This is a genomic window from Streptosporangium sp. NPDC049644 (assembly GCF_040675205.1).
GTDB classification, from domain to species: domain Bacteria; phylum Actinomycetota; class Actinomycetes; order Streptosporangiales; family Streptosporangiaceae; genus Streptosporangium; species Streptosporangium fukuiense.
Genome location: NZ_JBFAOJ010000066.1, coordinates 44,152 through 56,677, shown reverse-complemented (window position 1 = coordinate 56,677; position 12,526 = coordinate 44,152). Strand labels below are relative to the sequence as shown.

The window sequence follows — 12,526 nt, the reverse complement described above, 5'->3', positions numbered from 1 at the left end:
GTGACGGATGTCACCGCGCGGGGCCTTCGCTGTCTCGTCCGGTCTCGTCCGGTCGGGCGATCGCCTAGTTGAACGAGTCTCCGCAGGCGCACGACCCCGTGGCGTTGGGGTTGTCGATCGTGAAGCCCTGCTTCTCGATCGTGTCGACGAAGTCGACGGTGGCACCTACGAGGTAGGGCGCGCTCATCCGGTCGGTGACCACGCTCACGCCGTCGAAGTCGGAGACGACGTCACCGTCCATCGAACGGTCGTCGAAGAAGAGCTGGTAGCGCAGACCGGAGCAGCCACCGGGCTGCACGGCCACGCGCAGCTGGAGGCCCTCCTCGCCCTGCTGCTCCAGCAGGCTCTTGACCTTCGCGGCGGCCGCGGAACTGAGGATCAGGCCCTGCGCCGTGGTCTCGCTGCTCTCAACCGACATGTGGTGACTCCCGCGTCTGCGTCAGCCGCTCCCCGGGAACGGCTGTCTGTTTCTGACGTCCTTCTTAGACGCTACCAACACCCGTCCCCGCTTACACATTCCTGGGACGACTCACACCTCCCCTCTTCGGACAAAACTCCCTCCCACGGAATAAAGCCTCAGCAGCGTGTGTCATCATTAGTCGTCACTTCGACGATAAGGGGGTGTGGCCATGACGACCACCGAGACCGGGCTTCCGCTCTTCGTCCTGGGCAGGGGCGTGGACCCGCACAGCGAGCGCGGTGTCGACTGTCCCGGCGAGCTGCCGGCCGCGTCCGACCCGGCGCTGGTGGAACGCGCCAGGAAGGCGAAGGCGGCGCTCGGCGACAGGGTCTTCGTACTGGGCCACCACTACCAGCGTGACGAGGTCATCCAGTTCGCCGACGTGACCGGCGACTCGTTCAAGCTCGCCAAGGAGGCCGCGGCCCGGCCCGGCGCCGAGTACATCGTCTTCTGCGGCGTGCACTTCATGGCCGAGTCCGCCGACATCCTCACCTCCGACTCCCAGAAGGTGGTGCTGCCCGACCTCGCCGCCGGGTGCTCGATGGCCGACATGGCCACCTTCGACCAGGTCGAGGAGTGCTGGGAGGCGCTGGAGGACGCCGGGATCGCCGGTGGCACCGTCCCCGTCACCTACATGAACTCCAGCGCCGACATCAAGGCCTTCTGCGGGCGCAACGGCGGCACCGTCTGCACCTCCTCCAACGCCAGGCGCGCCCTGGAGTGGGCCTTCTCCCGCGGGGAGAAGGTGCTCTTCCTTCCCGACCAGCACCTGGGCCGCAACACCGCGGTGCTGGAGATGGGCCTGTCGCTGGACGACTGCGTCGTCTACAACCCGCACCGGCCGAACGGCGGCCTGACCGCCGAGCAGCTCGCGGGCGCCAGGATGATCCTGTGGAAGGGGCACTGCTCGGTACACGGCCGCTTCAGCGCCGAGTGCGTGGACGACGTCCGCGCGCGCATCCCCGGCGTCAACGTGCTGGTCCACCCCGAGTGCAGGCACGAGGTCGTCACCAAGGCCGATCATGTCGGCTCGACCGAGTACATCATCAAGAAGATCGAGGCGGCTCCCGCCGGGTCCTCCTGGGCGGTGGGCACCGAGCTGAACCTGGTCAAGCGGCTCGGCGCCATGTTCCCCGACAAGGACGTGACGTTCCTGGACCGGACCGTCTGCTACTGCTCGACGATGAACCGGATCGACCTGCCGCACCTGGTGTGGGCGCTGGAGTCGCTCGCCGCCGGCCAGGTCGTCAACCAGATCACCGTGGACGACGACACCGCCCACTGGGCCGGGGTCGCCCTGGACAGGATGCTGGCGCTGCCCTGAGCACGAGGTGACGGGCCCCGGCGGGTGGTGACCCGCCGGGGCCCGTCGTGTGCCGGGAACCTGTCGCGTACCCGGGATCGGGGGAGCACCGCGTGAGCGGGGCCTAATCCAGCTCGTAGACCACCCTGACGCTGACCGACACGTCCTGGCGGCCTGGGCTGATCGACGCCTTGTCCGCGATCGCGCCGGCGGCGAAGAACGGCCGCGGCGGGGTGACGTTCTCCTCGCTGATCTCCAGCGCGCGACCGAGCCTGCGCCCCGCGAGCCTGGCGTACTGCGTGGCGCGGGTCCTGGCGTCCCTGAACGCGGCCTCGCGGGCCAGCCTGAGCGGCGCACGGTTGTCGGCGACCTCGAAGGAGACGCTGTCCAGCCGGACCGCCTCGCCGGCCGCGACCGCCTCGTCGATCACGTCGTCCGCGGTGTCCAGGTCCCGCACCACCGCCTCGACCCCCTGCGCGGCCCGGTAGCCGGAGATCGTTGGGTAGTCCTTGTACTGGGGGCCCAGGGACAGCTCGTCGGTCCGCAGGTCCTTGGCCGCGATGCCGGCCGCCAGCAACGCCTTCGTCAGCGCGGCGGCGGCGGCGCGGGCGGCGGTGAACGCCTCTCCCGCGGTGGAACGGACCACCTCGACACCGGCGTCCAGCTTCATGACGTCCGGGGTGACCGACAGACGCCCCTCGCCCACGATCGTTATCTGCGGCCGGTCCCCCCTCACCGTCGCCGCGGAGGGCGCGGAGTCCGCGAGCGCCGTGCCACCGAACAGGCCCACGGAGACGAGCGCGGCCGAGGTCACCGCCTGAGACATCTTGATCATAGGGGCATGGCACCACGGGGCGGCGGCCTCGGCGGCGGACCTTCCTGGAGATCTGCCGTGTCTTGGCCGAATCCCGGGGCGGGTGTTTACCTTCCGCCGGTCAGATCCGGGCGAGCTCCCGCCACCAGCCCAGCAGCCCCGCGTCGCCCTCGACGGCGTAGTCGTCGACGCTGCGCCGCCCCCACACGACCTGCAGCAGGTCCGCCGAGGTGGCGGTGCGCACGGTCACGCTCCCCGGCTGCAGGGACCGCCGGTGGTGGAAGCGGTCGGGGTCAAGGGTGATCACCCACCCGGCTCCGGTGTCGGCCTGCAGGGAGATCGTCTCGCCCCCGCCCCTCAGCTCGGCCACACCCGGGTTCCACAGGGCGTACGGCAGGATGTCGAGGAACTCCTCGACCCCGTCGGCCGCCACGTCCTCGGGGACCAGAGTCGGGACGCCCACCGCGAGCTCGGCGTCCATCCGGTGCACCAGGGTCTCGTGGAGCATCCGCCTGGACCAGAAGCGCACCCGCCGCTCCCCGCCCCAGGTCCACATCGGCGCCTGCGGATCCTGCGACAGCAGCGCCTCGGACAGCAAGGCGGCCCCCGCACCGAGCCAGGCGGGATAACCGCTCGCGTCGGCGGGCAGGCCCATGTCCATCCCGCGGCGGTCGTAGCGCCGCTCGGCCAGGTCGGCGACCATGGCGGCCGCCCACCGGTGTACGCCACCGGTGTGGGTGACGAGCCTGGCCAGATCCCAGCCGGGACAGGTCGGCACGGGAACGGACATCTCCCGCCCCCTCAGGACATCGGCCATCCGGGCGATCTCCGTGGCGGCCGCCGAGACGTGCTCGGCATGGGTCCATTCCCTCATGTCAGCCCTCCCGGGTGAAGCGCATGAACTGCTTCTCGTACTCCTTGGCGTCGGTGGTGGTGGCCAGCACCCGCTGCGACCGCCCCTTGAAGTCGAACACCACGGCCTCGTAGCCGGAACCCTTGCGCCGCCAGCCCGCGATGTGCTTGTCGTCGTACCAGCCGATGAGCCGCTCGGTCTCGAACGGGATCCGGACCTTCGCCGGGGCGTCGGAGGCGGTGGACCAGACGCAGATCTCCTTCTCGCTCTCCTTGCAGTACGTGAGCAGTGACGACCCCGACGGGGAGATGTCGTCGCCCTCGACGGTGATCGGGGTTCCCACGTCCAGCAGGGTCTGCAGCACGGTGCCCTGCAGGTCGTAGAAGCGGATGCGCTGGGTCTTGCCGGTGAGCGCCCAGGTGCCGACGGCACGGCCGTCACCCCGCCAGAAGTAGCTCCACGTGCCCGCGTCCTTCTCCTTCACCCGGACGATCCTGGCCTTCTTCGTGACGGTGTCGATGATCGCGAAGCCGTACTCCTTGCTGGTGTCGTCCACGGCCTCGTACAGCGTCACCAGGCCGCGTTTGCCGTCCGGCGACCACTGCGGCAGCGTCGGGTAGACCGGCGCCTTGGTGATCCTGATCTTGCTCGCCGCGCCGGTGCGCTGGTCGATGACCGACACGATCGAGTAGTTCTGCGCGTCGTAGATCCGGTCGGTCCCCAGCGCCTGGGTGCCCGCGGCGTTGAGCGTGTAGTGGAAGTACTTGTCGTTCTTGGCGAACCGGTCGGTGCCGTACTTTCTGACGTAGAGGGTCTTCTCCCAGTCGAGACTGTAGGAACTCAGCTTGATCGGGTCCTGGGGGCTCTCGTGGAGCGTGATCGAACTGCCGGGCAGCTTGATCTTGTTGGTCGCCTGCGGCACCGTCGGCGCGTCGGGGGTCGGGGTCGCGGAGGCGGGAGGGCTCGCCTGCTCCGTACCGCCGTTCTGGGTGGTGCCCGCCTGGGGGTCGCCCGGCGTCTCGGTGCTGCCGCCGCGCACCGCCAGCACGACGCCTCCGGCCACGAGGGCGGTGGCCAGCAGGCCGCCCGCGACCGCGAGCCACACTCCGCGCCCGCTCCTGGCGGGCGCGGGGTGTCCCGGATATCCGGGTGATCCGGGGTTCTGGTACGGGGCGCCGTCGTGGGAGGGATGGGACACGGGACCGCCGTAGGGCTGTGGTCCCGTGGGCCCCTGGGGCCCCTGGGGCCCCTGGTATCCCTGCTGCGGGTATCCCGGCCCCTGCTGCGGATACTGGGCGTAGCCGTGGGCCTCGGACGGCTGCGTGTAACCGTGGGACATGGACGGCTGGGTGTGACCACGCGGTTCGGAGTGCTGGAGGTAGCCCGCCGGGCCACCCTGCGGGCCCTGCCCGGGGTATCCCCCGCCGGGACCGCCCTGCTGGGGATACGGCTGCTGTTCCAGGTGATGCGGATAGCCCTGCAGCGTGCGGTCGTCGCCTCCCGGATGCCGCCGCCCGTAAGTGGTGGCGGTGGGGGCGGGCTCGCTCCCCGCGGGGTAGCCGCCGGGGCCGGGCCCGGTCTGCTGCGCCGCGGCCGCCGACCCCTCGGCGAGGATGCCGCGGGGTGCGGTGGGCAGCACGGTGCCGGCCGCCGGCCCGCCCGCGTGGCCGAGCAGCCGCAGCAGCGCCTCGCCCGCCGTGGGCCGCTGGGCGGCGTCCTTGGACAGGCACTGCCCGACCAGGTCGCGCAGCGCCGGATCGGCGATCGCCCCCAGGTCGGGCTCCATGTTCATGATCCGGTTGAAGATCGCAGGCAGGCTGTCCGTACCGAACGGCGGCTGCCCGGTGGCCGCGAAGACCATCGTGCAGCCCCAGGCGAACATGTCGGCGGGTGAGCCCGCGTTCTCCCCCGCCAGCTGCTCGGGGGTCATGTAGGAGGGGGTGCCGATCGCCATCGCGGTCAGCGTGGAGGTGCGGTCGAGCGCCTTGGCGATACCGAAGTCGATCACTCGGGGGCCGTCGGGGGCAAGCAGCACGTTGGAGGGCTTGAAGTCGCGATGGACGATTCCCGCCTGGTGGATCGCGACGAGCGCGGTGACCGTGCCGATCGCCAGGCGGTGCAGGGAGGCGCCGTGCCGGGGGCCCTCGGTGGCCACGACCGCGTCGAGCGTCGGGCCGTCGATGTACTCGCTGACGATGTACGGACGATGCTGGTCGACCCCGGTGTCGATCACCGCGGCGGTGCAGAAGGGAGCGACCCGCTGAGTCGTGCTGACCTCACGGACGAAACGCTCCATCGCCTCCTCGTCCTGCGCGAGGTCGGCGCGGAGCAGCTTGACCGCGACACGGGCACCGGTCGGGGAGATTCCCAGGTAGACCGTTCCCTGGCCACCCTCACCGAGCCGGGCGGTGAGCCGGTACTCCCGCACGTGCTCGGGATCCCCGGGCCGCAAGGACGCGAGGTCCGCCATGGTCACACCCTTCTTCCGTGATGAACTTCCGGACCCATTGTGGGGGCAAAGGGTCACAGGACGTACATCAAACCGCAAGTCGGACGGACCTCGATAGCGCGTTCCAGACGGCCTTTCAGGATCCTCGGAACGGGCGGGACCCCTTGCGCGAGAGCCAGAGACGATCTCGCGGAGGGCCGGCCCGGACCGGGCCGGACCAGGCCGGCAGGACGGATCAGAGGCCGGGCGCGCCCCAGAGGGGGAACCAGCGGCCGAGATCCGGCTCGATCTCCAGTTCGCCGCCGATCGCACCGCGTACCTGCAGCTCCAGCGCGTTGTCCCGGCGCCCCGTCTGCCCGGGCAGCGGGGCGAACGGGTAGAAGGTGCCCTGCTTGTAGAGGTAGACCATGGCGAGCCCGCGGCCGTCGGGGGCCGCGAAGGAGACCAGCGAGCAGAGCAGCGAGGGGCCGAAACCCGCCGCCTCCAGGGAGGAGTTGACCGCGTGCAGGTCGGTGACCAGATCGCCGAGCAGTTCGGGCGTGCGGCGGACCAGCAGCCATGTGTAGCCGTAGGCGTCCTTCGACACCTCCACCGGAGGGCCGCCTCCGGCGTCCAGCAGCTGGGTGATGTCGCGCTCAAGCGCGGCGAACGCCCCGCCCTCGGCCGAGCGGAAGCAGACCGCCCCCAGCCCGGTCGGCGCCAGGTCGGTGGCCGCCTGCAGGGTCACCGCGGCCGAGGGCAGCGCGAACAGCGCGTCCAGGTCGGCCTTGGCCGGTTTACCCCGGCCCAGCAGAGCATCCCACCAGCGCATCCGGTCTCTTCCCCTTCACGGCTTCCACTTCCACGGAACGGCGCTCCCGCCGCCCACCGCCGGTCCTGTCACCCGCCCTGCCCGAGCTGGGCGGAGATCCTGCCGAGCTGGTCAAGGCGCTGCTCCAGCGGCGGGTGGGTCGCCAGCAGCGCACTCAGGCTCGCCTTGCCGGAGAGGGCCGGCGCGAAGAAGAAGGCGTTGAACGGCTCGGCCTCGCGCAGATCCCTGGTCGGGATGCGCGCCATCTCGCCGCTGATCTTGACGAGGGCGCTGGACAGGGCCGACGGGCGCTGGGTGAGCAGCGCTCCCGCACGGTCGGCGGCCAGCTCCCGGTAGCGCGACAGGGCCCGGGTGAGCAGGAAACTGACCGCGTACACCAGGACCGAGACGAGCATGATGATCAGGCCGATCGGCAGCCCGCCCCGGTCGTCGCGCCCGCGTCCCAGGCCGCTGTAGAGCGCGAACCTGGTCATGAGCCCGGCGACTATGCCGAGGAAGGACGCGATCGTCATGACCGCGACGTCCCGGTGCGCCACGTGGGACATCTCGTGGGCCAGCACGCCTTCCAGCTCGCCGGCGTCGAGCCGGCGCAGCAACCCCGTGGTCACGCAGACCACGGAGTTCTTCTGGTTGCGGCCGGTGGCGAACGCGTTCGGAACGTCCGAATCGGCGATCGCCACCCGCGGCTTGGGCATGTCGGCCAGAGCGCACAACCGGTCGATCATGCCGTGCAGCTCCGGCGCCTCCTGCGGGGACACGACACGTCCGTGCATCGCGAACAGCGCGATGCGGTCGGACATGAAGTACTGCACGAAGAGCATGACGCCGGCGATCAGCAGTACCGCGACCGCACGGACGCCCAACGCGATCAGTACGGCCACGAAGACGACATAGAGCAATCCGAGCAGGAACATGGTGATCACCATGCGCCTGGTCAGGCCCCGGTCCGGGGCGAACCGGGTTTGTACCATATGCCCAGGCTATCCGGGAATCAGGCCCTCGTTGCCGAGCATCTCCCGAACTTCCTCCATGGAAGCGTCAGCCGGGGGCAAAATCAGCTCCGAGGACTCCAGGCTGTCGTCGGGCAGCGCCTTGCCGACATGGCGGACCTTGTCGAGCAGGGCGTGCAACCGGGTGCGGAAGACCTCCTCCTCACCCGCCTCGATCGCGGCCTCCAGCTCGGCGTCCAGGGTGTTGAGCACGTCGAGATCGGCGGGGGCGATGTCGATCTGCCCCTCTCCCATGATGCGGACGATCACAGGCCCTCCCCGGGCTGGCGCAGCTGCTGCGTCTGGTTGGACTGAGGGTGTTGCTGGGGCTGCTGCTGCGGCTGGGGCTGCTGCTGGGCGGGACCGGACGTGATCGCTCCCTGGGGCCCGGTGCCCTGACCGAGCTCGGCCTTCATCCGGGCGATCTCCAGCTCCACGTCGTGGCCGCCGCCCATGCGGTCGAGCTCGGCCTGGATGTCGTCGCCGCGCTGCCCGCTGAAGTCGTCGAGCGCGCCGCTGGCCAGCAGCTCGTCGATGGCACCCGCGCGGGCCTGCATGGAGGCCGTCTTGTCCTCTGCGCGCTGGATCGCCAGACCGACGTCGCCCATCTCCTCGGAGATGCCGGAGAAGGCCTCGTTGATCCGCGTCTGCGCCTCGGCCGCGGTGTAGGTCGCCTTGATCGTCTCCTTCCTGGTACGGAAGGAGTCGACCTTGGCCTGCAGCCGGTGGGAGGCCGTGGTGAGCTTCTCCTCCTCGGCCTGCAGGTTGTCGTGCTGCACGCGGAGGTCCGCGATCTGGGTCTGCAGGCTGCCGCGGCGGGTCAGCGCCTCGCGGGCCAGGTCCTCGCGACCGACCCCGAGCGCCTTGCGGCCCTGCTCCTCAAGCTTGCGCGCCTGCGCCTCGATCTGGTTGATCTGAAGCTCCACGCGCTTGCGCGAGGTGGCGACATCCGCCACGCCCCGGCGTACCTTCTGCAACAACTCCAGCTGGCGCTGATATGAGTAGTCCAGGGTTTCGCGAGGATCCTCCATCTTGTCCAACGCGTTGTTCGCCTTGGACCTGAAGATCAGCGAAAGTCTCTTCATCACGCTCATGCGCGTCGGCCGTCCCCTTCTTCAAGTGCGCTTCGGGTCACCCCAAGTGATTCCAGCCCCCCGAAAAGCACCGGAGCCACCATAGGGTTCACCCTACGCATAACGCGCGGGGGCGTCACTAAGTTGCACTCCCGGTAGGCTGACGTTGTGTTCCGACGTACCCAGACCACCGCGGACGACTCCCCCGCCTCCGCTAACGATCCTAAGCCTGCGGGCAAGGGGCGTCCCACACCCAAGCGACGGGACGCCGAAGGCCGTCGCCGACAGCCGGTGAACGCCCCCAACAACCGCAAAGAGGCCTACAAGCAGCTCCGCGAGCGCCAGGCGAACGACCGGGCCAAGGCGCGCGAGGGGATGCTGCGCGGCGACGAACGCTACTACCCGGCCCGCGACAGGGGGCCCGTCAGGAAGTTCGCGCGCGACTGGGTCGACTCCCGCCGCGTCGTCAGCCAGTACTTCCTGCCGTTCTCCCTGCTGATCCTGCTGCTCACCTGGATCCCCTTTCCGACCGACGTCCGCGGCTACGTCTACGTCGCGGTGATCACGATCGGCTGGCCGATCATGATGGTCGGCGTGCTGCTCACCTCGATCTGGGTGTCCTGGAAGGTGAAGAAGCTCGCCGCCGAGAAGTTCCCCGGCGAGAACCTCAAGGGTGTCGGCTTCTACGCCGCCATGCGCGCGCTGCAGATCCGCAAGCTGCGCTTCCCCCCGCCCACCGTCCTGCCCGGCGGCAGGCCGGTCCCGCCGAAGAAGTAGTTCGCGGCACACCGGCTTTCGAACCCCGCCCCTCCTTCGAGAGGGGCGGGGTTCTTCTTGTCCCGCGCAACGGCCGCGAAGCGGATCCGAAGGGCTTTCCCGGCAGTCCCCGCACCCGCTCTCGGGCGGGAGGGGCGGCGATCAGGACCGCACGACGTCCCAGTCCAGCTCGCCGCCGGTCACCCTGGGTTTCCAGTGGCCCACCGACCCGCCGGTCTCCAGGGCGTCGGCCGTCGCCTTCAGCAGGCCGTAGTACGAGCGGATCCGGATACCGCCGGGCGTGAAGCTCATCTGGCCCTCGTGATCGGTCCGCCCGACGCCGCGCGCCACGGAGTCGATCACCAGGTGGTCGCCGCCTCCGTTGGCGCCGAACGGGATCATCCGCCCGTCCCACCGTTCCGCCCGCGCGTCGACGCCGGCCGCTGCGCCGATGTCCTCCCCGTCCATCCCGCAGAGCCGCCGCCAGGTGTCACGGATCTCGCGAACCCCCTGGTTCCGGTTACCGATGAAGCCGAACGGCCAGGTGTCGCCCACGACACGGGCCCCGTCGTGCCGTAGCAGGGAGGCACGCAGGTCGTCGGGGAAGCGCAGGCCCATCTGCGCCTCGGCGACGGCGATCGTGCGGGCCCTGGCGGGCCTGCCCAGCGTGCGAAGGCTCTCCGGGGCGTTGGCCGCGAGCCACCGCTCGATGCGACGCCACTGGCGGTTCACCGCCCTGGTCATCCGGGGGTCGATCACCCGCACCCGCGAGGCCCTCGCCTGCGGCCGGCAGTCCGCGTCGGGAACCGCCTCAGGAGTCTCCTCCGGGGCCGGAGGCTCGTAGGGCCGGGCGGATTCCACCGGATAGAGGGGCTGTTCCATGTCGGGATACATCCTGGCGGTGTCCGGACCCTCCTGGACGGCCTTGAAGAGTTCCTGCGCTTCAGACGCCTCGGGCACTCCGTTCCGGCACACGACGACGTCCAGGCCCGCCGTCGGCTCCCCTTCGGCCGGATAACGCGCCCCCGGCTCCGGCGGAACATCCGGTTCCGGCCCGCACCGCCCGTCCGCGCCGGGCTGGTTCCGGAGATCGGTCGCCTCGACGGTCTCCGTCCTGTTCGAGAAGACCGCATTCTCCAGGACCTGCGCAGTACCGAAGGCGAGCAGGCAGAGCCCGATCCCGACGGCGCCCCAGCGGACCAGGCGACCCTTGACCGCCCCGTCCAGCGGCTCGTGCGGCGGCCTGGGCGCGAACGTCCGCTCAAAGGCGGACCGGAAGGCGGAGGGGGGACCGGTGGCGTACCGCCTGAGATCCTCCTCGGTGGGGACGCCGAGGAGCGGCGCGGGAGGCCGGCGCGGCGCGTGCCCGGCTCCGGAGTCCGTCTTCTCCGCCGATGAGCCGATCGACGCCTTCTTGATCGGGGAGTCGCCCCCCGGACCGCCCTCCGGTCTCCGCCACAGGCGGACGACCAGCACGACGACCGCCGCCAGCAGCCCGGCGGCGAGCGCCAGCCGTACCCTCCGCGAAGTGATCAACCGCAACACGCCCGGCAGAGTATCCCGAATCGGTCACCTACTAATGTCAGAGCATGGAATTCCGCCACCTTGGCCGGAGCGGTCTCATGGTCAGTGAGATCAGTTACGGCAACTGGATCACCCACGGTTCCCAGGTAGAGGAGGACGCCGCCAAGCAGTGTGTGCGGGCGGCGCTCGATGAGGGGATCACCACCTTCGACACCGCCGACGTGTACGCGGGCACCAAGGCGGAGGAGGTTCTCGGCCGCGCTCTCGCGGGCGTCCGCCGCGAGTCTCTGGAGATCTTCACCAAGGTCTACTGGCCGACCGGTCAGGGGCCCAACGACCGCGGCCTGTCACGCAAACACATCACCGAGTCCCTGCACGGCTCGCTGCGCCGTCTGCAGACCGACTACGTCGATCTTTACCAGGCACACCGTTTCGACTACGAGACGCCGCTCGAGGAGACCCTCAAGACCTTCGACGACCTCGTACGCCAGGGCAAGGTCCTCTACGTCGGCGTCAGCGAGTGGACCGCCGAGCAGATCGGCCGGGCCCTGAAGATCGCTGACGAGATGGGCTTCGACCGCCTGGTCTCCAACCAGCCCCAGTACTCCATGCTGTGGCGGGTCATCGAGGCAGAGGTGGTGCCGCTGAGCGAGAAGGAGGGCGTCGGCCAGATCGTCTTCTCCCCCATCGCCCAGGGCGTGCTCACCGGCAAGTACCTGCCGGGGCAGCCGCCCCCGGCCGGTTCCCGGGCCACCGACCCCACCGGGGGCAACTTCATCTCCCGGATGCTCGACGACGATGTGCTCACCCGCGTCCAGCGACTGGGGCCGATCGCCGCCGATCTCGGGCTGAGCATGGCCCAGCTCGCGGTGGCCTGGGTGCTGCAGAACCCGAACGTGTCCTCGGCCATCGTCGGCGCCAGCAGGCCCGAGCAGGTCCGCGACAACGTCAGGGCCTCCGGGGTGAGGCTGGACGCCGAGGTGCTCAAGAAGATCGACGACGTCCTCGGCCCGGTCGTCGAGCGCGACCCCGCCAAGACCGTCAGCCCCAAACGGCGTCCCTAGAACCTGTCCCGGTCGAGATCCCCTCGCCCCTTCTCACCGAGGGGCGAAGGGCCGGTGCATCACTCGCCGGTTCGCATCCGCCCCTCTGCCGGGCGGCCCGCCCGATCAGCGGGTTCCTCCCTCACTCCGGGCGCAGGGACATTCCCTCGTACTCGATCTTCTCGTCCTCTAGCAGGGTGACCTTCTCGACCCCCGCCTCCAGCAGCTCACGCCAGTTCTCACCGAGCCACGACTCGGCATCGGCCTGGCTCGGGAACGTGTCGGACGGCGCGACCCCCTCGACTACCTCGCCGCCATTCGCGTTTTCATAACGCCAGCGCCACGTCATGCCATAGCTCCTTCTCACGGATCCTGCCAGTGCCGTTCGGCGGCTCAGCGAACCCTACCTCTCCAGGGTGCCCCCGAGCGTGGAGGCAGGATCATGGTCTCG

At 70.0% G+C, this 12,526-nt stretch carries 13 protein-coding genes; 3 read left to right on the top strand and 10 right to left on the bottom strand.

All coding sequences use genetic code 11. The features are described 5' to 3' along the window. Positions 1-64: 64 nt before the first annotated feature. Positions 65-418 (bottom strand): iron-sulfur cluster assembly accessory protein, encoded by a 354-nt coding sequence (locus AB0J58_RS30305; protein WP_030910261.1) that lies wholly within the window; start codon positions 416-418, stop codon positions 65-67. A gap of 211 nt (positions 419-629) precedes the next feature. Here AB0J58_RS30305 and nadA point away from each other — a divergent pair, with 211 nt between their 5' ends. Next, positions 630-1,784 carry a quinolinate synthase NadA gene (gene nadA / locus AB0J58_RS30300; RefSeq protein ID WP_364222031.1) on the top strand — a complete coding sequence of 385 codons (1,155 nt, stop codon included), beginning with the start codon at positions 630-632 and terminating at the stop codon, positions 1,782-1,784. A 103-nt stretch (positions 1,785-1,887) separates the two neighbouring features. Here the strand turns inward: nadA and AB0J58_RS30295 are convergent, their stop codons facing one another. The 7 genes from AB0J58_RS30295 to AB0J58_RS30265 form a co-directional block, all read right to left on the bottom strand. Next, positions 1,888-2,598 (bottom strand): SIMPL domain-containing protein, encoded by a 711-nt coding sequence (locus AB0J58_RS30295; RefSeq protein WP_364222028.1) that lies wholly within the window; start codon positions 2,596-2,598, stop codon positions 1,888-1,890. A 100-nt stretch (positions 2,599-2,698) separates the two neighbouring features. Then, positions 2,699-3,451: a maleylpyruvate isomerase family mycothiol-dependent enzyme gene (locus AB0J58_RS30290; RefSeq protein WP_364222025.1), complete on the bottom strand. Its 753-nt coding sequence runs from the start codon at positions 3,449-3,451 to the stop codon at positions 2,699-2,701. A 1-nt stretch (position 3,452) separates the two neighbouring features. After that, on the bottom strand, positions 3,453-5,900 hold the full coding sequence (locus AB0J58_RS30285; RefSeq protein WP_364222022.1) for a protein kinase: 2,448 nt from the start codon (positions 5,898-5,900) through the stop codon (positions 3,453-3,455). A gap of 214 nt (positions 5,901-6,114) precedes the next feature. Then, a complete protein-coding gene (locus tag AB0J58_RS30280) occupies positions 6,115-6,690 on the bottom strand; it encodes a hypothetical protein (RefSeq protein WP_343982928.1) in 576 nt (191 codons plus the stop codon). A gap of 68 nt (positions 6,691-6,758) precedes the next feature. Then, positions 6,759-7,661 (bottom strand): zinc metalloprotease HtpX, encoded by a 903-nt coding sequence (htpX, locus tag AB0J58_RS30275; RefSeq protein WP_364222020.1) that lies wholly within the window; start codon positions 7,659-7,661, stop codon positions 6,759-6,761. 9 nt (positions 7,662-7,670) lie between these two features. Beyond that, positions 7,671-7,949, bottom strand: a complete 279-nt coding sequence (locus AB0J58_RS30270; protein ID WP_343982922.1) for a hypothetical protein — start codon at positions 7,947-7,949, stop codon at positions 7,671-7,673. Further along, entirely contained in the window at positions 7,946-8,773 is an 828-nt protein-coding gene (locus tag AB0J58_RS30265; protein WP_343982919.1) for a PspA/IM30 family protein, read from the bottom strand. Before AB0J58_RS30265 ends, AB0J58_RS30270 begins: the two co-directional genes overlap by 4 nt. A gap of 147 nt (positions 8,774-8,920) precedes the next feature. Here AB0J58_RS30265 and AB0J58_RS30260 point away from each other — a divergent pair, with 147 nt between their 5' ends. After that, positions 8,921-9,529: a DUF3043 domain-containing protein gene (locus AB0J58_RS30260; RefSeq protein ID WP_343982916.1), complete on the top strand. Its 609-nt coding sequence runs from the start codon at positions 8,921-8,923 to the stop codon at positions 9,527-9,529. A 141-nt stretch (positions 9,530-9,670) separates the two neighbouring features. On the opposite strand, the gene AB0J58_RS30255 is transcribed toward AB0J58_RS30260, so the two are convergent. Beyond that, positions 9,671-11,053 carry an SMI1/KNR4 family protein gene (locus AB0J58_RS30255; protein WP_364222017.1) on the bottom strand — a complete coding sequence of 461 codons (1,383 nt, stop codon included), beginning with the start codon at positions 11,051-11,053 and terminating at the stop codon, positions 9,671-9,673. Between the two features lie 44 nt (positions 11,054-11,097). Here AB0J58_RS30255 and AB0J58_RS30250 point away from each other — a divergent pair, with 44 nt between their 5' ends. Next, a complete protein-coding gene (locus tag AB0J58_RS30250) occupies positions 11,098-12,096 on the top strand; it encodes an aldo/keto reductase family protein (RefSeq protein ID WP_343982911.1) in 999 nt (332 codons plus the stop codon). Positions 12,097-12,217: 121 nt separating this feature from the next. Here the strand turns inward: AB0J58_RS30250 and AB0J58_RS30245 are convergent, their stop codons facing one another. Continuing rightward, positions 12,218-12,424: a hypothetical protein gene (locus AB0J58_RS30245; protein ID WP_030910294.1), complete on the bottom strand. Its 207-nt coding sequence runs from the start codon at positions 12,422-12,424 to the stop codon at positions 12,218-12,220. Positions 12,425-12,526 lie beyond the last annotated feature (102 nt).